The organism is Klebsiella sp. BIGb0399 (assembly GCF_003752615.1).
Lineage (GTDB): Bacteria > Pseudomonadota > Gammaproteobacteria > Enterobacterales > Enterobacteriaceae > Klebsiella > Klebsiella lignicola.
On the sequence record NZ_RKHT01000005.1, the window covers coordinates 642,286 to 663,579 of the forward strand.

Annotated in this window: 22 protein-coding genes; 16 read left to right on the top strand and 6 right to left on the bottom strand. The window is 54.7% G+C overall.

Features of this window, described 5'->3' with window-relative positions; translation table 11 throughout:
- Positions 1 to 35: 35 nt before the first annotated feature.
- From EDF82_RS03355 to EDF82_RS03385, 8 genes are all read left to right on the top strand, one after another.
- Complete coding sequence (locus EDF82_RS03355; protein ID WP_123754188.1) at positions 36 to 1,448, top strand: PLP-dependent aminotransferase family protein; 1,413 nt, start codon at positions 36 to 38, stop codon at positions 1,446 to 1,448.
- Positions 1,449 to 1,739: 291 nt separating this feature from the next.
- Positions 1,740 to 2,885 carry a putative ABC transporter substrate-binding protein YdcS gene (gene ydcS / locus EDF82_RS03360; RefSeq protein ID WP_123754189.1) on the top strand — a complete coding sequence of 382 codons (1,146 nt, stop codon included), beginning with the start codon at positions 1,740 to 1,742 and terminating at the stop codon, positions 2,883 to 2,885.
- 17 nt (positions 2,886 to 2,902) lie between these two features.
- Positions 2,903 to 3,916, top strand: coding sequence for an ABC transporter ATP-binding protein (locus EDF82_RS03365; protein WP_123754190.1), 1,014 nt, complete (start codon positions 2,903 to 2,905; stop codon positions 3,914 to 3,916).
- Position 3,917: 1 nt separating this feature from the next.
- Positions 3,918 to 4,847 carry an ABC transporter permease gene (locus EDF82_RS03370; protein ID WP_123754191.1) on the top strand — a complete coding sequence of 310 codons (930 nt, stop codon included), beginning with the start codon at positions 3,918 to 3,920 and terminating at the stop codon, positions 4,845 to 4,847.
- A complete protein-coding gene (locus EDF82_RS03375) occupies positions 4,837 to 5,643 on the top strand; it encodes an ABC transporter permease (RefSeq protein ID WP_123754192.1) in 807 nt (268 codons plus the stop codon). Before EDF82_RS03370 ends, EDF82_RS03375 begins: the two co-directional genes overlap by 11 nt.
- Before the next feature lie 22 nt (positions 5,644 to 5,665).
- Positions 5,666 to 7,090, top strand: a complete 1,425-nt coding sequence (patD, locus tag EDF82_RS03380; RefSeq protein WP_123754193.1) for an aminobutyraldehyde dehydrogenase — start codon at positions 5,666 to 5,668, stop codon at positions 7,088 to 7,090.
- Positions 7,091 to 7,850: 760 nt separating this feature from the next.
- Complete coding sequence (locus EDF82_RS25115) at positions 7,851 to 8,711, top strand: hypothetical protein (protein ID WP_148060374.1); 861 nt, start codon at positions 7,851 to 7,853, stop codon at positions 8,709 to 8,711.
- Positions 8,712 to 9,081: 370 nt separating this feature from the next.
- Positions 9,082 to 9,708, top strand: coding sequence for a YagU family protein (locus EDF82_RS03385; RefSeq protein WP_123755465.1), 627 nt, complete (start codon positions 9,082 to 9,084; stop codon positions 9,706 to 9,708).
- Positions 9,709 to 9,811: 103 nt separating this feature from the next.
- Here the strand turns inward: EDF82_RS03385 and EDF82_RS03390 are convergent, their stop codons facing one another.
- Together EDF82_RS03390 and EDF82_RS25120 are read right to left on the bottom strand one after the other, a co-directional pair.
- A complete protein-coding gene (locus tag EDF82_RS03390; protein WP_123754194.1) occupies positions 9,812 to 10,150 on the bottom strand; it encodes a hypothetical protein in 339 nt (112 codons plus the stop codon).
- 935 nt (positions 10,151 to 11,085) lie between these two features.
- Positions 11,086 to 11,208: a small membrane protein gene (locus EDF82_RS25120; protein WP_148060375.1), complete on the bottom strand. Its 123-nt coding sequence runs from the start codon at positions 11,206 to 11,208 to the stop codon at positions 11,086 to 11,088.
- A 520-nt stretch (positions 11,209 to 11,728) separates the two neighbouring features.
- On the opposite strand from EDF82_RS25120, the gene EDF82_RS03395 reads away from it, so the two are divergent.
- The gene (locus EDF82_RS03395) at positions 11,729 to 12,049 is read left to right on the top strand and encodes a hypothetical protein (protein ID WP_370453874.1); all 321 of its coding nucleotides are present in this window, start codon (positions 11,729 to 11,731) and stop codon (positions 12,047 to 12,049) included.
- A 48-nt stretch (positions 12,050 to 12,097) separates the two neighbouring features.
- On the opposite strand, the gene yncL is transcribed toward EDF82_RS03395, so the two are convergent.
- Positions 12,098 to 12,193 (bottom strand): stress response membrane protein YncL, encoded by a 96-nt coding sequence (gene yncL, locus EDF82_RS03400; protein WP_071844919.1) that lies wholly within the window; start codon positions 12,191 to 12,193, stop codon positions 12,098 to 12,100.
- 179 nt (positions 12,194 to 12,372) lie between these two features.
- Here yncL and EDF82_RS03405 point away from each other — a divergent pair, with 179 nt between their 5' ends.
- The 3 genes from EDF82_RS03405 to EDF82_RS03415 all read left to right on the top strand — a co-directional run bounded on the left by EDF82_RS03405 (position 12,373) and on the right by EDF82_RS03415 (position 14,741).
- A complete protein-coding gene (locus EDF82_RS03405; protein WP_123754195.1) occupies positions 12,373 to 12,546 on the top strand; it encodes a GhoT/OrtT family toxin in 174 nt (57 codons plus the stop codon).
- A 72-nt stretch (positions 12,547 to 12,618) separates the two neighbouring features.
- Positions 12,619 to 13,389, top strand: a complete 771-nt coding sequence (locus tag EDF82_RS03410; RefSeq protein ID WP_123754196.1) for an alpha/beta fold hydrolase — start codon at positions 12,619 to 12,621, stop codon at positions 13,387 to 13,389.
- 80 nt (positions 13,390 to 13,469) lie between these two features.
- Positions 13,470 to 14,741 carry a putative acyl-CoA thioester hydrolase gene (locus EDF82_RS03415; RefSeq protein ID WP_123754197.1) on the top strand — a complete coding sequence of 424 codons (1,272 nt, stop codon included), beginning with the start codon at positions 13,470 to 13,472 and terminating at the stop codon, positions 14,739 to 14,741.
- Here EDF82_RS03415 and EDF82_RS03420 read toward each other — a convergent pair whose 3' ends face one another.
- A complete protein-coding gene (locus EDF82_RS03420) occupies positions 14,742 to 16,175 on the bottom strand; it encodes an aldehyde dehydrogenase (protein WP_123754198.1) in 1,434 nt (477 codons plus the stop codon).
- A 335-nt stretch (positions 16,176 to 16,510) separates the two neighbouring features.
- Between EDF82_RS03420 and EDF82_RS03425 the strand changes: the two genes are divergently transcribed.
- Positions 16,511 to 18,109 carry an ABC transporter substrate-binding protein gene (locus EDF82_RS03425; protein WP_123754199.1) on the top strand — a complete coding sequence of 533 codons (1,599 nt, stop codon included), beginning with the start codon at positions 16,511 to 16,513 and terminating at the stop codon, positions 18,107 to 18,109.
- Positions 18,110 to 18,126: 17 nt separating this feature from the next.
- A complete protein-coding gene (locus tag EDF82_RS03430; protein ID WP_123754200.1) occupies positions 18,127 to 18,360 on the top strand; it encodes a YdcY family protein in 234 nt (77 codons plus the stop codon).
- 9 nt (positions 18,361 to 18,369) lie between these two features.
- Here the strand turns inward: EDF82_RS03430 and EDF82_RS03435 are convergent, their stop codons facing one another.
- Both EDF82_RS03435 and EDF82_RS03440 read right to left on the bottom strand, forming a co-directional pair.
- Complete coding sequence (locus EDF82_RS03435; RefSeq protein WP_123754201.1) at positions 18,370 to 18,819, bottom strand: DMT family transporter; 450 nt, start codon at positions 18,817 to 18,819, stop codon at positions 18,370 to 18,372.
- Entirely contained in the window at positions 18,816 to 19,334 is a 519-nt protein-coding gene (locus tag EDF82_RS03440) for a GNAT family N-acetyltransferase (RefSeq protein WP_123754202.1), read from the bottom strand. Before EDF82_RS03440 ends, EDF82_RS03435 begins: the two co-directional genes overlap by 4 nt.
- A 190-nt stretch (positions 19,335 to 19,524) precedes the next feature.
- Here EDF82_RS03440 and EDF82_RS03445 point away from each other — a divergent pair, with 190 nt between their 5' ends.
- Positions 19,525 to 20,100 (top strand): XRE family transcriptional regulator, encoded by a 576-nt coding sequence (locus EDF82_RS03445; protein WP_123754203.1) that lies wholly within the window; start codon positions 19,525 to 19,527, stop codon positions 20,098 to 20,100.
- A gap of 65 nt (positions 20,101 to 20,165) precedes the next feature.
- Positions 20,166 to 21,203, top strand: coding sequence for an NADP-dependent oxidoreductase (locus EDF82_RS03450; RefSeq protein ID WP_123754204.1), 1,038 nt, complete (start codon positions 20,166 to 20,168; stop codon positions 21,201 to 21,203).
- Positions 21,204 to 21,294 lie beyond the last annotated feature (91 nt).

Here is a 21,294-nt window from a genome sequence, read left to right on the forward strand (position 1 = left end):
TACTGTCAGGCACATCAGATCTCCCGGACCGTGCCATGAAAAAATACCAGCAGCTTGCGCAGCAGTTAACCGAACAGATGGCGCTTGGCGTCTGGCAACCCGGCGACCGCCTGCCGTCGCTGCGTGAGCAGGTGGTCAGCAGCGGGATGAGTTTTATGACCGTCAGCCATGCTTACCAGTTGCTGGAAAGTCAGGGGCGGATTATTGCCCGGCCGCAGTCCGGTTACTATGTGGCGCCGAAGCCGGTCAAGCTACGCCAGCCGGCCCCACCCGCGCAGGTGACCCGCGACGAAGCGGTGGATATCAATACCTACATTTTTGAGGTACTGCAGGCCAGCCGCCGGGCCTCGATGCTGCCGTTTGCCTCGGCCTTTCCCGACCCGCGCCTGTTCCCGCTCCAGCAGCTAAACCGCTCGCTGGCGCAGGTGAGTAAAACGGCGACGGCGATGAGCGTCATTGAAAACCTCCCGCCGGGAAATAGCGAACTGCGCCACGCGATCGCCCGCCGCTATGCCCTGCAGGGGATGAATATCTCGCCGGATGATATCGTGATCACCGCCGGCGCCCTGGAGGCGCTGAATCTCAGCCTGCAGGCGGTGACCGAACCGGGCGACTGGGTGGTGGTGGAAAATCCCTGTTTCTACGGCGCATTGCAGGCGCTGGAGCGATTGCGCTTAAAAGCGCTGTCGGTGGCGACGGACGTCAAAGAGGGGATCGATTTAGACGCCCTGGAGCAGGCGCTGCAAAACTACCCGGTCAAAGCCTGCTGGCTGATGACCAACGGACAAAACCCGCTCGGCTTTACCCTCAGCGCCGAGAAAAAAGCCCGGCTGGTAGAGCTGCTGACGCGTTATAACGTGGTGCTGATCGAAGACGATGTCTACAGCGAGCTCTATTTTGGCCGGGAAAAGCCGCTGCCGGCGAAATACTGGGACCACCATGAGATGACGTTGCACTGCAGCTCGTTTTCAAAATGTCTGGTGCCGGGCTTTCGTATTGGTTGGGTGGCGGCAGGTAAACACGCCCGACGGATTCAGCAGCTGCAGCTCATGAGTACCCTTTCGACCAGCTCGCCGATGCAGCTGGCGCTGGTGGATTATCTCTCTACCCGGCGCTATGACGCGCATCTTCGCCGTCTGCGCCGCCAGCTTGCCGAACGCAAACAGCTGGCCTGGCAGGCGCTGCTGCGCCATTTACCCGCCGAGGTCAAAATTCATCATAGCGATAGCGGCTATTTTCTGTGGCTGGAGCTACCGGAAGGCGCTGATGCCGGTGAACTGAGCGCCCGTGCGCTGCAGGATAATATCAGCATCGCGCCGGGGAAAATGTTCTCCACCACCGCCAACTGGGCCTCATTTTTCCGTTTTAATACCGCGTGGGGTTGGGGTGAAAGAGAAGAACAAGGAGTGAAACGCCTCGGTGAACTTATTCGCGAGCTGCTGAGCTGAATCCCGGCCAACACCCCCTGAATTTTAAAAGACGACGGGTATAAATATTATTATCCAGGCCTGTCGGTAAATATTTTACCGACACCGGCCATAGGAAATATGCATAGTCATATTCAGCCTCTAACTCCTTGTCTATAATCCATATTGTTCCCCAGGGTTCGCGGAATGCGCCCCTTGTCACAACCTGAATAAATTTCTCCAGGAGGTCACAGGGCGCCGTCTACCCTTTTTAAGGGAGATATTTTTACGGCATGGCTGCCGCTAATTTTATTGTGACAGGAGTAACACCCAATGAGCAAAAAAATAGCCCGTGGCAGCCTTTATGCACTGGGTATGGCCTGCCTGACCGTGCAGGCCGCGCAACCGCCAACTTCGCTGGATAAAGGAGAAGGTCGGCTCGATATTATTGCCTGGCCGGGCTATATCGAACGCGGTCAGACCGACAAAAACTATGACTGGGTGACCCAGTTTGAAAAAGAGAGCGGCTGCCAGGTGAATGTGAAAACCGCCGCGACCTCTGATGAAATGGTCAGCCTGATGGCGAAAGGCGGTTATGACCTGGTCACCGCCTCTGGTGATGCCTCCCTGCGCCTGATTATGGGCAAGCGAGTGCAGCCGATTAATACCGCGCTTATCGCTAACTGGCACACCCTCGACCCACGGGTCGAAAAAGGCGCCTGGTTTAACGTCGACGGAAAAGTTTACGGCACGCCGTACCAGTGGGGGCCGAACCTGCTGATGTACAACACCCGGGTCTTCCCGACGCCGCCGGACAGCTGGAACGTGGTGTTTGTCAAACAGGATCTCTCTGACGGTAAAAGCAACAGCGGGCGCATTCAGGCCTATGACGGCCCGATCTATATCGCCGATGCGGCGTTGTTCGTCAAAGCGACGCAGCCGCAGCTGGGTATCAGCGATCCCTACCAGTTAACCGAAGCGCAGTATCAGGCGGTGCTCAAGGTCCTGCGCGATCAACGCAAACTGATCCACCGCTACTGGCACGACACCACCGTGCAGATGAGCGACTTCAAAAACGAAGGCGTGGTGGCCTCCAGCGCCTGGCCGTACCAGGCCAACGGCTTAAAAAGCGAAGGCCAGCCGATAGCCACCGTTTTCCCGAAAGAGGGGGTCACCGGCTGGGCCGACACCACTATGTTGCACAGCGAGGCCAAACATCCGGTGTGCGCCTATAAATGGATGAACTGGTCGCTGACACCGAAGGTACAGGGCGACGTCGCGGCCTGGTTTGGTTCGCTGCCGGTGGTGCCGCAGGGCTGTAAAGCCAGCACGCTGTTGGGGGATAAAGGCTGTGAAACCAATGGCTACAACGAGTTTTCGAAAATCGCCTTCTGGAAAACACCGGTTGCCGAAGGGGGCAAATTCGTACCTTACAGCCGCTGGACACAGGATTATATCGCCATTATGGGCGGTATTTGACTGGCCGGAGGCTGAGCATGACCTATGCAGTAGAGTTTCATAACGTCTCGCGTTTCTACGGCGATGTCCGCGCGGTGGATGGCGTCAGCATGGGGATCCGTGATGGCGAGTTTTTCTCAATGCTGGGGCCGTCAGGCTCCGGCAAAACCACCTGCCTGCGGCTGATCGCCGGTTTCGAACAGCTCTCCGGCGGGGAGATTTCAATCTTTGGCCGCAAGGCCAGCGAACTGCCGCCGTGGCAGCGCGATGTGAACACCGTCTTCCAGGACTATGCGCTGTTTCCCCATATGACCATCCTCGATAACGTCGCTTACGGGCTGATGGTGAAAGGGATCGGCAAAAAAGAGCGCCATTTTCGTGCGCAGGAAGCGCTTGAAAAGGTCGCCCTGGGGTTCGTCCATACCCGCAAGCCGTCACAACTCTCCGGCGGCCAGCGCCAGCGGGTGGCGATTGCCCGGGCGCTGGTCAACGAACCACGGGTTCTGCTGCTTGACGAACCGCTGGGGGCGCTGGATTTAAAACTGCGTGAACAGATGCAGCTGGAGCTGAAAAAGCTCCAGCAGGCGCTGGGGATTACCTTTATTTTTGTCACCCACGATCAGGGCGAAGCGCTATCGATGTCTGACCGGGTGGCGGTCTTTAATAACGGGCGCATCGAGCAGGTGGATGCCCCGCACGACCTTTATCTGCGTCCCAAAACCGCTTTTGTTGCCGGTTTCGTCGGCACTGCCAACGTGTTTGATAGCGATCTGGCTTCGCGTCTGTGCGGGATGCACGGCGTCTGGTCTCTGCGCCCGGAACATATTTGCCTTAACCGGGAAGGAGAAGTGCAGGTGGAGGGTACCGTGCAGGCGGTGCAGTACCAGGGCGCCGCCACGCGGATCGAACTGAAACTGGCGGGCGGCGGCAAGCTGTTGGTCAGTCAGGCCAACAGCGATAGCGGCATGGCGCTTAGCGTACCGCAGGCCGGGCAAACGGTGCTGGCCTCGTGGTCGCGGGCGGCGATGGTGCCGCTGGAACGGGGAGGCTGATATGACAATGGTCGTTCCGCGCCCCGCGTCCGGGCGCCTTTCCGGACTGTTCTGGCGCAAGCCGTCGCTCGGCCTGTTTTTGCTGCTGCTGGGACCGCTGATGTGGTTCGGGATTGTCTATCTGGGATCGTTGCTGACGCTGCTGTGGCAAAGCTTCTATACCTTTGACGATTTCACCATGTCGGTCACCAGCGACCTGACTCTCGCCAACCTCAAGGCATTATTTAATCCGGCAAACTACGACATCATTATCCGTACCCTGGTGATGGCCCTGTCGGTGACCATTGCCAGCGCCGTGCTGGCGTTGCCGATGTCGTGGTATATGGCCCGTTATACCCACGGCAAAATGAAAGCCTTCTTTTACATCGCGGTGATGCTGCCGATGTGGGCGAGCTACATTGTTAAAGCCTACGCCTGGACGTTGCTGTTGGCGAAAGATGGCGTGGCGCAGTGGTTTCTCGGGCATCTGGGGCTGGAAGGACTGCTGAACCTGGTGCTGACGATCCCGGCCATCGGAGGCAATACGCTATCGACCTCCGGCCTGGGGCGTTTCCTGGTGTTCGTCTATATCTGGCTGCCGTTTATGATCCTGCCGGTACAGGCGGCGCTGGAGCGTTTACCACCGTCTTTGCTGCAGGCCTCCGCCGATCTTGGCGCCCGCCCGCGCCAGACCTTCCGCTACGTGGTGCTGCCGCTGGCGATCCCCGGCATCGCCGCCGGTTCGATTTTTACTTTCTCGCTGACGCTGGGGGACTTTATCGTGCCGCAGCTGGTGGGGCCGCCGGGCTTCTTCATCGGCAACATGGTCTATTCGCAGCAAGGGGCGATAGGCAATATGCCAATGGCCGCCGCTTTTACCCTCGTGCCGATTGTGTTGATTGCCCTGTATCTGGCGTTCGTGAAACGCCTGGGAGCGTTTGATGCACTCTGAACGCGCACCGTTGTTTCTGAAAATAGCCACCTGGGGCGGGGTGATCTTCCTTCATTTCCCGCTGGTAATAATCGCCCTGTATGCCTTCAATACCGAAGATGCGGCCTTTAGTTTTCCCCCGCAGGGGCTGACGCTACGCTGGTTCAGCGAGGCCGCCGGACGCAGCGATATTATCGAGTCAGTGACGTTGTCACTAAAAATTGCAGCGCTGTCTACCGCTATTGCGCTGGTACTTGGCACGTTGGCTGCAGGAGCACTGTGGCGCAGCACCTTTTTTGGCAAGAACGCCGTGTCGCTGTTGCTGCTGTTGCCGATTGCGCTACCGGGCATTATCACCGGGCTTGCGCTGCTGACGGCGTTTAAGGCCGTTAATCTGGAACCCGGCCTGCTGACTATCGTGGTGGGGCACGCCACGTTCTGCGTGGTGGTGGTGTTCAACAATGTGATTGCCCGCTTTCGCCGGACCTCGTGGAGCCTGGTGGAGGCGTCAATGGATTTAGGCGCTACGGGCTGGCAGACCTTTCGCTATGTGGTGCTCCCCAATCTGGGGTCGGCGCTGCTGGCGGGCGGCATGCTGGCGTTTGCCTTATCGTTTGACGAAATTATCGTCACCACCTTTACCGCCGGACACGAGCGCACGTTGCCGCTGTGGCTGCTCAATCAACTGGGGCGCCCGCGCGATGTACCGATCACCAACGTGGTTGCGCTGTTGGTCATGCTGGTGACGATGATCCCTATTTTGGGAGCCTGGTGGCTCACCCGTGACGGCGACACGAATGCTGAAAACGGCAAATAATTCTCATGTACAGGATAATACTATGCAACATAACCTTTTGATTAACGGTGAGTTAGTGGCGGGTGAAGGCGAAATGGTGCCGGTATTCAATCCTGCCAGCGGTGAGGCCATCCTCGAGATCGCCGAAGCGACTGCAGCGCAGGTCAATGCAGCGGTTGAGGCGGCAGACCGGGCTTTTGACAGCTGGAGCCAGACCACGCCGAAGAGCCGCTCGGAATATCTGCTGAAGCTGGCGGATACCATCGACGACCATGCCGAGACCCTGGCGAAACTGGAATCCTTAAACTGCGGCAAACCGCTGCACTGCGTGATTAACGACGAACTGCCCGCCGTCGCCGATGTGTTCCGCTTTTTTGCCGGGGCAGCCCGCTGCCTGCCGGGGATGGCGGCCGGGGAATATCTCGAAGGGCATACCTCGATGATCCGCCGCGACCCGGTTGGCGTCGTCGCTTCTATCGCACCGTGGAACTACCCGCTGATGATGGCGGCATGGAAGCTGGCGCCCGCGCTGGCCGCCGGTAACTGCGTGGTGATCAAACCTTCAGAAATCACGCCATTAACGGCGCTGAAGCTGGCCGAGCTGGCGAAAGATATTCTGCCGCCTGGCGTGCTGAACGTGCTGTTTGGCCGCGGACAAACTGTGGGCGACCCGTTAACCGCGCACCAGAAGGTGCGCATGGTGTCGTTGACCGGCTCGATCGCGACCGGGGCGCATATTATCGGGCATACCGCTGCCTCGATAAAACGTACTCATATGGAGTTGGGCGGCAAAGCGCCGGTGATTGTCTTCGATGACGCGGATATCGACGCGGTTGTGGAAGGGGTTCGCACCTTTGGCTTCTATAACGCCGGGCAGGACTGTACGGCCGCCTGCCGGATTTACGCCCAGCAGGGGATTTACGATCGCCTGGTCGAGAAACTGGGCGCCGCGGTGGCCAGCCTCAAGGTCGGCCAACCGGACGACCCGGCAACCGAACTGGGGCCGCTCAGCTCTCAGGCCCATCTGGAGCGGGTTAGCGCTGCCGTCGAGGCCGCACGTGGTCTGGCACACATCAATGTGGTCACGGGCGGTAGCAAGGTGGATGGCAAAGGCTACTTCTATCAACCGACGCTGCTGGCAGGGGCAAAACAGGAAGATGCGATCGTCCAGCGGGAAGTGTTTGGCCCGGTAGTCAGCGTGACCTCGTTCAGCGATGAAGATCAGGTTCTGGCATGGGCTAATGATTCGCAGTATGGCCTGGCCTCATCGGTGTGGACTCAGGATGTGGGAAGAGCCCACCGGCTAAGCGCGCGTTTACAGTACGGCTGCACCTGGGTAAACACCCACTTTATGCTGGTGAGCGAGATGCCGCATGGCGGGCAGAAACTCTCCGGCTACGGCAAGGATATGTCGATGTATGGTCTGGAGGACTATACGGTGGTGCGCCACGTGATGATAAAGCACTAATACCAATATAAGTGGCTGTAATATAATAAATTTATATTGCAGCCACTCACCGCCTCGTCCCGATCGCCTACGACGCCCTGACCGATTTTGCAAAGACTATGGGTCGCGCTTTTTAGCGCGACCCATAGTCTTTGCAAAGTAAGCGCTACAGAATCTATCTCTATAAAAACACGTTATGCCACCTGCGAAGTTGCATGGGTTTATTTAAGTGTTAAGTGAAAGGTTATTTGTTTTGAAATGTCTTATTTGATCAAGAACATCTTTTAAATAAAAGTGTTTGAGGATAAATTACTCATTCATGAGTCATGAGCAATTCTTTATAAATGAACCCGGCAAATCAAAATATTATGATTGTTTTAAATCAAATGCGAAATCGATTTGACCTGGCCGAAGATTTGCGGTGAAACGGTAGTCACCGATATGAACGGTTATTTTTTGCAATGTGAGTTTGGATGTCAAGACACTGATGCATTACACAATGAATGCCAGTTCGGATTATTATTAAAAAGGGACGAAGTTATGACAACAAAACGTGTTTTTTTGATGGCGCTATTTCCTGGGTGGGAGAGAGGCCGGTGCTGGTTTATGTGAACGACTACGGCCACCACCCGCGTTAACCTTCCACTGTTCTGGCACGATTTGCAAGGTAAATGAGAGCAAACCGGGTGAGTAAGAAAAGTAAGGGTAATTATTGCCGTGCAATCACAATATTAATAATTGTCATGCTGCTGCGGTAACCATTCAAACTAAGTAGATTTCAATGATGAATAATAAAAAAATCACCTGTTTTATTTTTCTCACAATGATGTTATTGCTTGCAAAACCACTGCAGGCCGAGCCCCGCCTTATTGTTGTGAATGCCTTTATGATTGATAAACATGTTATTTTATCTAACCTTTCAGTGTCGTGGGATACTATCGATTCCGGTGCTGGTTATCCAACGAGCATTCATCCATACGACGAGGGGTTTCGTTATTATGGTCCTGCTTTGCAGGGGCGTGATTATGATGATTCGACAGAAACGAATTATAAGGATTACTGGGATACTGATTTTTCTGCTGGTAGAACTATGATACCGATAGAACCAGAAGATACATGGGTAACGCTGGCTGAAAAATATGGTAGTGTTGCTGGTGCAAAAGGAGCAGGGACTTATATACACTATACGCCATCAAGTTATTATGCACTGGTAAGATCGTGCACTGTTGTAACACGGTCAGTGATAGCAACAACCTATCTTGATTCAGATGTAAAATTTGACCCTTTATCGTGCAGTAACATTCCGCAAGTACCCGATCCGGCCCAATGTGACCTTGAATTAGTGGGGTCAAATACAATAGATCATGGAACCTTGCTAGATACAGAAGTTAACGGACACACGAAAACGACCACCATTACTCTTCGATGCACAAAGCCAGCAGCTGTGGAATTCAGGCTTCTGGACCAGCCTGTAGCACTTGGTAGTGGGATCACATCGACGGTGACCATCGAAGGTAGTGAATCACCGGTTATTGATGTTAATGATTTCAAAAATATAACTATCGCATCGCGGTTGTCCGCACTCAATCCAGTAGCGGGTCCTTTTAAAGGAAATGTTGTTCTTATCGCGAACGTTAAGTAAAGAATATTTATAATGAAACAGATGCGTTTTTTCCTCAATCCTCTCAGCGGTGTGGAGCTATTTGTTTTTTGAGTTTACCCGTGGGCATGGGTGGTGCACATGATGATAAAGAATTCATCGATAAGTAAGCGGCTGTAATGTGATGCATTCATGTTTCAGCCGCTTGATGTGGGGCATGAGTGGGTGAGTGAAGCTCAATTCGCATCCCTCGTTCAACCGGAAAGTGCACCTGTCAGCCATCTGGCGGGTTTTTTGCTTATGAAACAAATTTTGTGGAGTGGAATGCAAACAGTGATCTAAATCAAAATGATACGCATCCAACTTAAGGAAGATTAATGAACTGTAAATATTCCTTATGAGTGGTGGGTTTATGGCGTTAAGAGACTTTTTTGTACAAACTGAACCTCGCAGACGGCGTTATGGTGTTGCATTGTTTGTTGGGCTTATCTCAGGGGTGGTTTCGGCATTCGTAAAATGGGGCGCTGAAGTCCCGCTTCCTCCACGTAGTCCTGTGGACATGTTTACCAGTGCGTGTGGGCCAGAATCATTAATTCGGGCTGCCGGACAAATTGACTGCTCCAGGAACTTCCTCAACCCTCCCTACATTTTTCTACGCGATTGGCTGGGGCTGGCAGATCCTAATGCAGCGGTCTATACCTTCGCAGGGCATGTGTTCAACTGGGTAGGCGTAACACACATCATATTTTCCATTGTGTTCGCCGTTGGATATTGTGTTGTTGCTGAAGTATTCCCTAAAATTAAGTTATGGCAGGGGCTGCTAGCCGGTGCACTCGCTCAATTATTCGTTCATATGATTTCATTCCCGCTGATGGGCTTAACTCCGCCTCTTTTCGACCTTCCATGGTATGAAAACGTTTCTGAGATACTGGGCCACTTAGTATGGTTCTGGTCTATTGAGATAATCCGCCGGGATCTCCGAAACAGAATTACGCATGAACCTGATGCGGAAGTTCCGGTGAATACGGCATTTAGATAAGTGAATAGCAGGGCTTATAATGGCTCGCATTAGCGGGCCATTTTTATCGATGATCGTTAGTCTGTTGCTGGGCTTGTGCGCAGTGGGGGCTAATTATTGTTACTTACTGATCCTTGTCGTTATTGATATCGTCATCCTCAGCGGGCGGTGTGCGGTCTGTTTCATGGTCATTTACAGAGTAGCAACGTACCGGTGATGTATCTGATGGCCTGTCTTTATCAGATATTGTGGTTATTTTACACACCTCACCATCAGCGGTATTAAATAAAAGAACCTCGATGACATCTCCGTCAGGGCCTTTCTTTTTATCAATGAGTTGCCATGTTCCTGTGTGGCTTTCGAATTTACTATGCAGTTCGTTGGGAAACGGTGGCGGGGATTGTCTGGCATCATCGCATCCAGAGATACCTATTATGGCAAGAACCGGGAAAATAAATCTCATGTGATTAAACCTGCTTTGCTTGAGTTCATCGGTCAGACGTTAGATGCTCATGAAAGTTCACTGCTGGCGCTCCCAAATCTTAATAGGGCCAGAGCTGTTGCAGGATATCAGCGTAGAGGTTGTAAGCGGTATCGGCCGACGAGTCATACTTTCCCGTCGGTTCCGGTGATATCCCTGGTCTGGTTTTAGCGTGTTTGAGCAGGAAAGTGGCATCCTGTCTGCGGGTGAGACAGGCTACATTGGCAGGACGCTCATCATCAGGTAGGCCATCAGAATACAGATCAGCGTCATATACCAGACAAAACTCATTTAATTACCTTAACTATCCATGGATCGCAGACGGCTTATGCTGCCGGGTCCGCGCTACAGCGAGAGGCCAATGACCGTGTTAACAATGTCAGAAGCCATCAATACACGACCTATGATAAGGCATGTTCGTTCTCTTCTGAAAGCCCTCAGAACCAGCAAAGTCACTGAAACCGCGAAAAAGGGGATAGCAATGATGCTGAAGGTGGACAACCGACTTCCGGGCCAACATTTTGTCATCGGTGAGACTATCACACACTACGCTCATTAGCTTGCTAATAATCACAATGGCAGTTATTGCTAAAACAAATATGAAGAGATATGAGATGATTCTTATGCCCCTTCAAGAGCTAAGCCACAGTGAGTGCCGGAGATAAGCGCCGGGTGGGGCGCGTAACCCAATTTGAGGTTGCCAGAGCTGCGACCTGCATAAGAACCCTGCATATGATGCAGGGTTTTTTTTACCCTATCGGGAGGCCCGTTTTACATAAGTAGCACACCTTGAAGGGGGGCTGTTACTAGCAATTAAATGACTTTCCCGGGTAACTGTCTGATTCATTGTGGATAAAAGGAACGTGGCAAGATTATTTAGCCTGGGGAGACAATGATGACGTTGTGGATATTTCAGGCTAGCGTTTATTCTTTTTCGTCGGCAGGGTGGAGTGACGACGTTCGCGAATGTATGAATAAAGATTGTATACTGCAAGGACCAGCAATATTAGCGCCACAACCAGCACAATAATTCCGGACATGAGCCACCTCAAAAATAAAATGAACACTAAAAAAGTGAAAAAAGCGCACCTGAATATAAATTCGCAAGCCTAATAAGGCAAATACTATTTTTCGCTATTTTTATTACAACAGTTTATTAACAAGGTAGTGCTAACTTATTGCGCTGTATCGATTTTTGTGAGGGTTTGTGTCACGACGTTAACAACATGAGTTGCAAGGGCTTATGAGCGTAAAATATCCCATGCAATTGTCATTGTTATTGTTTTTTTTGCCAACGTCCATAGCTTTATTGAGGGCGTTTTTCGAAGCGCCATAACCATTTTTATATTGCATCATGTTGACTCTGTTGCTTTTAAACTAAAAAAATCAATTGCACCCAATTTTATTCAGGCTTACAGATTATTCGCATTTCATAATTAAAAGGAAATGGTTAGCTGGCAGGAAATAGTGGCGGTGATTGCGCATTGTCCCAAAAAGAGAATGTAGACAAAATGTTAAAAAATATCTGGCAAGTCCGATACTGAACGGAAAAGAGAGCGTTTGAAATTTGACTTTGCACACACCCGCATGCGACCATTTATCATAATTTGTTACTTTAACGTTGAACTTGTTTTGAAAAAGATAGTATTTCTCCTGTCGGTGGCCTGCGCCACGGCACTGCTATACGGTCATTTACCGGCACAGCATATTCGGGGTTGTGAACAGCAAGGGGCCAGCGAAGCCATTTGCGTTGCAGCAGAGTGGGATAGTGAAAAAGTTAATTTGCTACCGAAATATGACCCTGATTATAACCGGGTTATTGCTGTGCAACAGGCCCAGTCTCAGACCAGTGTTGATAAAACAGCCGCGATAAAATCGTAAAAAAGCAGCCCATGGAGGCTGCTTTTTTAGGTTTCTTTGCTGAGTAAATCAGTAAAACCAACCAAAACGAACAGATAACAGGCTGATAAGCGCAAACGCTGCACCGACATTAATCAGAATTACGGTTTTGCTGGAAACATCCATAACGCCACCTTTATGAGTAAGCCTCTACAGGTATAGTACGAGGTGAAAGGAAGTGCTATCAGACAAGGATGAATTGGGCGTTAAATACCGTAATATTTATGTGGTGATGTGAATGCTCTGGTACCGCTTGAGTATATAAAGCATGTACCTTGATGGCGCTTGTCAGGGAAGGAATAAGAATGACCCTATACCAGAAAATGCTGGTCTTTTACGCAGTTATGGGATGTATCTGCGCAATAATAAGCTGGTTTTTAACCAAAGAAAGCCGATTTATCCGCCTGCTGGCGGCCTTGTTGATCGGTGCTACATGGCCATTTAGTTTCCCAATGGCGCTGCTGGTCTCACTGTTCTGATCTTATAAAGTCGCTGGCAATCAGTATATTGGTACTGTATAAAAATACAGTCTATGCTGATGGAGTGATATGATGAACGGCTTTTTCTCCTCCCTGGCTGGCGCGACCGTGCGCTGGCTCGATCTCCCTGGGCGCGGCGAACCGGTGGTCTTTATTCATGGCCTGGGTTGCGCGTCTTCCTACGATTATCCCCGCGTGGTGACCGACCCGGCGTTTCATGGGCGACGGGCGTTGCTGATCGATCTCCCGGGGTATGGCTATAGCGATAAGCCTCCACAGTTTGGCTACAGTACTGGTCAGCAGGCCCAGGTGGTGGTGGAGCTACTCGATCATCTTCAACTGAGCCGCTGTTATCTCTACGGCCACAGCATGGGTGGCAGTATTGCCATCGAAGCGGCTGAGCACCTCGGCGATCGCATTCTGGCCCTGCTGGTGGCGGAGCCTAATCTGTATGCCGGAGGCGGAATGTTCAGTCGGGCTATCGCCGCGCAACCGGAAGCTGAATTTGTCGCCAGCGGCTATGCCGACATGCTGGCAGCAGAGACCTCTCCCTGGGCCGGGTGTCTGCAAAACAGCGCGCCCTGGGCGGTATGGCGGGGGGCCAGCAGCCTGGTAGCCGGTGTGGCGCCGTCGTGGTTCAGCCGTTTTCAACAATTAACCTGCCACAAAGCCCTGATTTACGGCGCGCTGTCATTACCCGCCCAGGAAGCCGATGATGTTCAGGCCGAGGGTATTACCTTGCTGACGGTGCCGGATGCCGGGCATTCGATGGCCTGGGAAAACCCCGCCGCGTTGGCTGACAGGGTTGCCAGTTTTTGCGCGCGGGTGGAAGCAGAAACGTAAAGCGTGATCCCGGCACGATTAAAGGAACGGCATTTCATTAATATTGGTCATTCATTCCAATAATATATGGTGCCCGATAAATGCCGAAGATCCCGATACCTGCGCTCTCCCTGTTGATTAGCATGTCCTTCGTTATGCAAGGATGTTCAACCCCGACGCCAGGCGGAAGCGAACGTGGAAGTGAAACGCGCCCGTTACTCACCGCCGCAGAAGCGAGCGCCTTTACCCAGGCGAACTATTTTGCGCGCGGCGGCTTATTAGCATCTCCTGACGGCCCGTGGACGCCGTCGCCGGAGGTACTGAAAGCACAGGACACGCCGTGGCGGGTGGCCCACAGCGGCGCCCCGTACACCAGCGTTCAGCAGGCGTTAAATGCCGCACTCCGCCAGCAGGCAGGCGATCGCCAGCCCATTACCATTCGGGTGGAGCCGGGCGTCTACCACGAAACGGTCTATATCCCGGCCGACGCGCCGCCGGTCACCATCTACGGCAGCGGGGCCGATCCCCAGGCGGTGAGAATCGAACTGCCGCTGGATTCACAATTCTCGCCGCAACGCTATCGTCAGGTGGTTAATGCACAGCAGCAATACCGTCCGGGAGATCCTGCCTGGTACCAGTACGCGCTGTGCGCCGAGCGGACCACCCCGATGATTGGTACCAACTGCGCGGCGGTGATGTGGGCGCAAAGCGCCGATTTTCAGCTGGCGAATATCAGCATCGTGAACAGTTTGCTCGACAACGTCGATGGTGGAACCCACCAGGGGGTGGCATTGCGCACCGATGGCGACCGGGTCCAGTTGCAGAACGTCCGCCTGCTGGGGCGTCAGGATACCCTCTACCTGAATACCAGCGATCAACGTAACGCCGCCGTCACCGACCGGATCAGCCGGGTTTATATCAAAGACAGCTACGTCGAAGGGGATGTTGATTATGTCTTTGGTCGGGCGAATGTGGTGTTTGATCGGGTGCATTTCCATACCGTCTCTACGCGTCACTCGCCGGAAGCCTATGTGCTGGCGCCCAACACCTTGCCGGACAACCCCTACGGTTTCCTGGTGCTGAACAGCCGCTTTACCGGCGATAGCGGCTATCAGGGGGTGTTTAAAGCGAAGCTGGGGCGCGCCTGGGATCAGGGAGCAGGGAAGACCGGTTATCTGCCGGGCAATACCGCCAATGGCCAACTGGTAATTGCGCACAGCACCATTGACGGCAGTTACGATAAGCTTGCGCCGTGGGGCGCTGCCGCAACCACGTCGCGACCGTTCCGCGGCACTATCGCCGCAGAACGTCAGCTGAATGATGTGGCCTATAACCGCCTATGGGAATTTGCTAACCACACGCAGCCGGAATGATTAAAACGGCAGTTCGCGCGGGCGGGTCTGCAGGGTTATCCAGCGCAGTTCGGTAAACTCAGCAATGCCTGCCCGACCGCCGAAGCGCCCGTAGCCCGAAGCTTTACAGCCGCCAAACGGCATCTGGGCCTCATCGTGCACGGTGGGGCCGTTAATATGGCAGATACCGGTTTGCAGCGCCTGAGCCACGTTCCACGCCCGGGCGCTGTCACGGCTGTAGACCGCAGACGAGAGCCCGTATTCGCTTTCGTTAGCGACGTCCAGCGCCTCTTGTTCACTCCTGACGCGAAATATCGCTTTCACCGGCCCGAAGGATTCTTCCTGCCAGATACGCATCTCGCGGGTGACGCCATCAAGCAGGGTGGCCTGCATCTGTGGAGAGTCGGCCTTACCGCCGGTTAACAGCCGCGCGCCTTTTGCCAGCGCATCGTCAATCAGTGCATTACAGCGCGCCACGGTTTTCATATCGACAACCGGGCCTATCAGCCCGGCGGGCAGGGTTGCCGCCCGGCGGCTCAATAGCGCGATAAACGCCTCGGCAATAGACTCATCGACGATGATCCGCTCGGTCGACATACAGATCTGCCCGGCGTTGGCAAAGGCCCCGAATATTGCCCCGGCCGCCGCCTGGTCGAGGTCGGCGTCGTCGAGCACCAGCAGCGGGGCTTTGCCGCCCAGTTCAAGCACCGCCGGCTTCAGATACTGACCGCAGGTACGGGCGATAATACGGCCTACTGCGGTGGAACCGGTGAAATTGACCCGACGCACCGCCGGGTGGGCGATCAGCGCTTCGACCAGCGCCGGGGCATCTGCCGGAGCGCAGGTCAGATAGTTCACCACCCCGTCCGGTAACCCGGCTGCCGCCAGCGCGTCGACGATCAGCGCCTGGCTGGCGGGGGATATTTCTGCGCCTTTAAGGATCACCGTGTTTCCGCAGGCCAGCGGCGTGGCAATGGCGCGGGTGGCGAGGATCAACGGCGCATTCCACGGCGCCATGCCCAGCACCACGCCAGCGCCCTGACGCACCGCCATCGCCAGATTGCCCGGCACGTTTGAGGCAATGACCTGGCCCTCGATCTGGGTGGTGAGGGCGGCCGCTTCACGCAGAATATCGGCCGCCAGATGGACGTTAAAACCGGCCCAGTGGGCCGTGGCGCCGGTTTCTGCCGCCATGGCGGCGATAAACTTCGCCTCGCGCAGCAGCAGCTGTTCCGCCGCTTCCAGCAGCAGACGGCGTCGCTCAACTGGCGCCGTGTCACGCCATTGCGGGAAGGCCGCTGCTGCGGCCTCGACGCTGCGTCGGGCATCGGCAAGGCTTGCCGCAGAGGCGACAGAAGCGGTCTCTTCGCTCAGCGGATGGTGGCGGCTGAAAGTGGCCTGGCCTTCGGCATCGTGCCATTGGCCGTTGGTGTATAACGTGCAGGTTATTGTCATGGGAAGCCTCACTGTTCTGCGATTTTCCGAGTGTACCGGGTGGCGCAAGCGTGCGGTAAAAGCAGGGCGGTTATCGCACGTTTTTTTCCCGGTTTTGTAGGCAGTTCACAACTTCTGCGAACCGGAGGGAGGGGTTGCTGAATTAATCAACGAAAACACCGCATTGCGCATAACCTGATGCCAATTGATTATTTGCCGGTTGGATCATGCTGTGCTGTTATACCCGTCATACTTCAGGCTGCATCTGTGTTAGCTGGTTCTGTGAGCCTTTATGCAGCCTGAATTATTTAGGATACATTTAATACACATATAACAAATTGATAAGGTTTATAACCATGTCTACAGGGAAAACGTTACTTGCGCTGGCGTTAAGCACATTACTACCGGCGGGTGCCGCATGGGCGGCCGGGAACGATACGCTGGTTTATTGCTCCGAAGCTTCACCGGAATCTTTTAACCCGCAAATTGCCAGCTCCGGCCCCTCTTTTGTTGCCAGCTCTCAGGTGCTGTATAACCGCCTGATTACCTTCGATCCGCTGAAAAACACGCCGGTTCCGTCGCTGGCGACCGCGTGGACCGTTTCCCCGGATGGCAAAACCTGGACCTTCACCCTGCGTCAAGGCGTGAAGTTCAACAGCAACAAATACTTTACGCCGACCCGCGATTTTAACGCCGATGACGTGCTGTTCTCCGTGCTGCGCCAGCAGGATGCCAAACATCCGTACCACAACGTGTCGCAGGGGCAGTATGAATATTTCCACGACGTCGGTCTGGATAAGCTGATTAAAGAAGTGAAAAAGGTCGACGACTACCACGTCCAGTTTGTGCTGGCGGAGCCGAATGCCGCCTTCCTCGCCGACTGGGGGATGGATTTCGCCTCTATTCTTTCGGCGGAATATGGCGACGCCATGCTGAAAAAAGGCACGCCGGAGTACGTCGATACCTGGCCAATTGGCACCGGGCCTTACGCGCTGCAGCAATATAAAGTCGACTCGTTGATTCGCTATATTGCCAACCCGCATTACTGGGACGGCGAGGTGCCGACAAAACACCTGATCTTCTCTATTACCCCGAACGTCGAGACGCGTCTGGCGAAGCTGCAAACCAACGAATGCCAGATTATCCCGGCGCCGTCGCCGGTACAGTTCCCGGTCATCAAAGGGAATAAGGATCTGGCGCTACATTCGGTTGAAGCACTCAACGTCGGCTACCTGGCATTTAATACCGAGAAAAAACCGTTTGATAACGTGCTGGTGCGTCAGGCGCTGAATTACGCCACCGACAAACAGGCGATCGTCCGCGCGGTATTTTTAGATTCTGGCGCCGTCGCCAAATCGCCGCTGCCGGCAAACATGCTCGGCTATAAGAAAGATCTGCCGGATTACGATTACGATCCGCAAAAGGCTAAAGCATTGCTGAAACAGGCGGGGCTGGAAAAAGGGGCCGAAGTGACCCTGTGGTCAATGCCGGTGCAACGGCCGTACAACCCCAATTCGCGGCGCATTGCTGAAATGATCCAGAGCGACTGGAGCAAAGTGGGCATCAAGGCCAACATCGTGACTTATGAATGGGGCGAATACCTTTCCGGCATGCGCAAAGGGGAGCACGACAGCGCGCTGTTTGGCTGGATGTCGGACAACGGCGACCCGGACAACTTTGCCGGCACCCTGTTGAGCTGTGATAATATTAAGACCGGCTCTAACGTGGCCCGCTGGTGTGATAAGTCCTATGACGCGCTGGTGAAAAAAGCGATTCTGGTCAGCGACCCGCAGCAGCGTGCCGCACTGTATGGCCAGGCGCAGGAGATCTTTTACCAGCAGGCACCATGGATCACTCTGGCAACAGGCAAAACCTTCTACGCCACGCGCAGCAACGTCACGGGCTATAGCGTGAGCCTGATGGGCAGCGATTTTTCGAAAGTAAAACTGAATTAAAGCGAAAGGAGAACAGAATGGCGCATCTGGATGACGTTATCGCCCGCGTGGACGCGGCGATTGCCGAAGGGGTCATCACCCATATGAATGAACTGCTGATCGCGCTTAGCGATGACGCTGAGCTGAGCCGCGACGAGCGCTTTACCCAGCAGCAGCGGTTGCGCACCACCATTGCACATCACGGGCGTCAGCACCATGAAGAGCAGGAGGCGCGCCGCGAGCAGTTAAACAAGGGTGGCGCCATTCTCTGACCGACCGCCTCAGAACTGGCGTCTGGCTACCAGCCAGGCGCCTGCTACCAGCATCACTGCGCCGCACAGCGGCCCCAGCAACGCCCGCCATGGCACCCCGTGCGCGCGGATAATATCGATGACTAATCCCCCCACCAGCTGGCTGGCGATCAGCACCGCAATGGTGGTGGCCGCGCCGACGTTTTGATAGCCGCTGATGCTGGCGAAGACAAAAAATGACCCCAGCAGGCCCGGGATCAAGGTCCACCATTTGATGCTGACCGCCAGCTCCTGAAATCCTGCGGCCCCGTGGCGCAGCATCAGGATCGTCACGAAAATAACAATCCCGACCAGCGAGTTAAGCAGCATGGCGATCAGGATAGTGGACGCCGACTGGGTGATGCGCACCATCAGGGTATTCTGCACCACCAGCCCGATGCCTGCGGCAATCAGGCAGGCGAGGGTCAACGACTGGTTCATGCACTGCCGTCCGGATCGCGGCGATCGTCAAGCTGCAGCTGCATAAAGGTCAGATCCAGCCAGCGACCAAATTTAGTCCCCACCTGCGGCATCTGCCCGGTAGTGACAAACCCCAGCGTTTCATGGAGATGCAGCGAGGCCTGATTTTGCGCTTCGATCCCGGCCACCATCACATGTTTATTGAGCCGACGGGCTTCGTTAATCAGCGCTACCAGCAGGGCGCGGCCCAACCCTTTACCCTGATGATCGGGGTGCACATAGACCGAATGCTCTACGGTATGTCGAAAACCGTCAAAAGCGCGCCAGTCGCCAAAAGAGGAGTAACCGGTAACCACACCATCTTCTTCGCTGACCAACACCGGAAAACCGGCCAGCTGCCGGGCTTCAAACCACGCAAGGCGGTTATGGGTATCGACGGTTTTATCATTCCAGATAGCGGCGGTGTGCAAGACCGCGTGGTTGTAGATTTCGGCGATCGCAGCGCAATCTTCTTTGCCAGCGTAACGAATGGACATAGCAGACCTCAGTAACTGTTCACTATAGTAGTACGACATTATTACAATACTGTACGTGACGCTGTCATCTGTTTTAGCGAAAAATTTCTTATCCCGTTCAATGTAAGGGCTTGCGAGCAATGGGACAGGCTAAGGATTTCGGAGGACATCATCTTGTTGCGGGTCAATTCATACACTATAGTACTACGCTATGAACACGACTGAAGACAATATGAATCAGCGCATTAGCGCACGCATACGCATCGAACGCGAATCTCGCGGCTGGTCGCTTAGTGACCTGGCCGAGCGTGCCGGTGCCTCTCGGGCGATGATCCACAAGATCGAGCGCGGTGAAAGCAGCCCGACGGCCTCGATGCTCGGGCGGCTTTCCGGCGCCTTTGGCATCAGTATGTCCACCCTGATCGCCAGAGCGGAGATGCAGGAAGGGAAACTGCTGCGTTTTGCCCAGCAGCCGGTCTGGCGCGATCCGCAAAGCCACTATCTGCGGCGCCACGTCTCTCCGCGCAGCGATCTGCCGATCGATCTGGTGCAGGTGGAGCTGCCGGCGGGCAGCGACGTGCCGATGCCGGCGGCGTCATATGCGCTGGCGCGCCAGCTTATCTGGCTGCAGCAGGGGGAGCTGGTTTTTGTCGAGGGCGCCACCCGGCATGAGATGCGGGCCGGCGACTGCCTCGAACTGGGGCCGCCAAACGACTGCCGGTTTATCAATGAATCCAACGCATCCTGTACCTACCTGGTGGTGCGGTTAAATCAATCTGCCTCATAATGCCAATGTGCGCGGCGCCAATTGCGACTAGCCTTGGTACAGGCTTTTAACTGGAGGAGTTTGCTATGGCTTTTCATCCACAGCGTCATCGTCGACTGGTGCTGGCTTCCCGCCCGCACGGCGAACCGACCGGGGATAATTTCCGTCTGGAAGAGGGCGATGTGCCGACCCCAGGCCCAGGCCAGCTACTGTTGCGCACGGTGTATCTGTCATTGGATCCCTATATGCGTGGCCGGATGAGCGATGCGCCATCCTATTCGCCGCCGGTGGAGATTGGCGCGGTGATGGTCGGCGGTACGGTGAGCCGTGTTGAAGTCTCCCATCACGCTGATTTTAAAGCTGGTGAATGGGTACTGGGCTATAGCGGCTGGCAGGACTATGAACTCTCCGACGGGAGCGGGCTGGTAAAGCTGGGCACCGACCCGCAGCATCCTTCCTGGGCGCTGGGGGTACTCGGCATGCCTGGGTTTACCGCCTATATGGGGCTACTGGATATCGGTCAGCCGAAGGCCGGTGAAACGCTGGTGGTGGCTGCCGCGACCGGGCCAGTAGGCGCCACGGTCGGGCAGATTGCCAAACTCAAAGGCTGCCGTACGGTGGGGATCGCCGGGGGCAGCGAAAAATGTCGCTACGCGGTGGAGACGCTCGGGTTTGATGTTTGTCTCGATCACCATGCGCAAGATTTTGCCGCCCAGCTGGCTGCGGCCTGCCCGCAGGGGATTGATATCTACTATGAAAACGTCGGCGGTAAGGTGTTTGATGCCGTTCTGCCGCTGCTCAATACCTCGGCGCGCGTGCCGGTCTGCGGCTTAGTCAGCGGCTATAACGCCACCAGCCTGCCGGAAGGGCCGGATCGTCTGCCGCTGCTGATGGGGACGCTGCTGAAAAAACGCATCCGCATGCAGGGTTTTATCATCGGTCAGGACTACGGCCATCGTATTGCTGAGTTCCAGGCTGAAATGGGCCGCTGGGTGCAGGAAGGTAAAATCAAATATCGCGAGCAGCTGATCGATGAGCTGGAACGTGCGCCCGAGGCGTTGATCGGCCTGCTGAAGGGTAAGAACTTCGGTAAAGTGGTGGTCCGCGTTTCGCCCGACGATTAACTTCGCGTCACGCTTTGCAAAACGACGATAAGCAAAACCCGGATAACGCCAGCTATCCGGGTTTTTTAGTGTTATCCCCCGGTGGCGCTGC

Excerpts from the sequence above, each read along its gene's own strand:
- EDF82_RS03355 (WP_123754188.1), top strand. The coding sequence starts at position 36 with ATGAAAAAATACCAGCAGCTTGCGCAGCAGTTAACCGAACAGATGGCG.
- ydcS (WP_123754189.1), top strand. The coding sequence starts at position 1,740 with ATGAGCAAAAAAATAGCCCGTGGCAGCCTTTATGCACTGGGTATGGCC.
- EDF82_RS03365 (WP_123754190.1), top strand. The coding sequence starts at position 2,903 with ATGACCTATGCAGTAGAGTTTCATAACGTCTCGCGTTTCTACGGCGAT.
- EDF82_RS03370 (WP_123754191.1), top strand. The coding sequence starts at position 3,918 with ATGACAATGGTCGTTCCGCGCCCCGCGTCCGGGCGCCTTTCCGGACTG.
- EDF82_RS03375 (WP_123754192.1), top strand. The coding sequence starts at position 4,837 with ATGCACTCTGAACGCGCACCGTTGTTTCTGAAAATAGCCACCTGGGGC.
- patD (WP_123754193.1), top strand. The coding sequence starts at position 5,666 with ATGCAACATAACCTTTTGATTAACGGTGAGTTAGTGGCGGGTGAAGGC.
- EDF82_RS25115 (WP_148060374.1), top strand. The coding sequence starts at position 7,851 with ATGATGAATAATAAAAAAATCACCTGTTTTATTTTTCTCACAATGATG.
- EDF82_RS03385 (WP_123755465.1), top strand. The coding sequence starts at position 9,082 with ATGGCGTTAAGAGACTTTTTTGTACAAACTGAACCTCGCAGACGGCGT.
- EDF82_RS03390 (WP_123754194.1), bottom strand. The coding sequence starts at position 10,150 with ATGAGATTTATTTTCCCGGTTCTTGCCATAATAGGTATCTCTGGATGC.
- EDF82_RS25120 (WP_148060375.1), bottom strand. The coding sequence starts at position 11,208 with ATGTCCGGAATTATTGTGCTGGTTGTGGCGCTAATATTGCTGGTCCTT.
- yncL (WP_071844919.1), bottom strand. The coding sequence starts at position 12,193 with ATGGATGTTTCCAGCAAAACCGTAATTCTGATTAATGTCGGTGCAGCG.
- EDF82_RS03405 (WP_123754195.1), top strand. The coding sequence starts at position 12,373 with ATGACCCTATACCAGAAAATGCTGGTCTTTTACGCAGTTATGGGATGT.
- EDF82_RS03410 (WP_123754196.1), top strand. The coding sequence starts at position 12,619 with ATGAACGGCTTTTTCTCCTCCCTGGCTGGCGCGACCGTGCGCTGGCTC.
- EDF82_RS03415 (WP_123754197.1), top strand. The coding sequence starts at position 13,470 with ATGCCGAAGATCCCGATACCTGCGCTCTCCCTGTTGATTAGCATGTCC.
- EDF82_RS03420 (WP_123754198.1), bottom strand. The coding sequence starts at position 16,175 with ATGACAATAACCTGCACGTTATACACCAACGGCCAATGGCACGATGCC.
- EDF82_RS03425 (WP_123754199.1), top strand. The coding sequence starts at position 16,511 with ATGTCTACAGGGAAAACGTTACTTGCGCTGGCGTTAAGCACATTACTA.
- EDF82_RS03430 (WP_123754200.1), top strand. The coding sequence starts at position 18,127 with ATGGCGCATCTGGATGACGTTATCGCCCGCGTGGACGCGGCGATTGCC.
- EDF82_RS03435 (WP_123754201.1), bottom strand. The coding sequence starts at position 18,819 with ATGAACCAGTCGTTGACCCTCGCCTGCCTGATTGCCGCAGGCATCGGG.
- EDF82_RS03440 (WP_123754202.1), bottom strand. The coding sequence starts at position 19,334 with ATGTCCATTCGTTACGCTGGCAAAGAAGATTGCGCTGCGATCGCCGAA.
- EDF82_RS03445 (WP_123754203.1), top strand. The coding sequence starts at position 19,525 with ATGAACACGACTGAAGACAATATGAATCAGCGCATTAGCGCACGCATA.
- EDF82_RS03450 (WP_123754204.1), top strand. The coding sequence starts at position 20,166 with ATGGCTTTTCATCCACAGCGTCATCGTCGACTGGTGCTGGCTTCCCGC.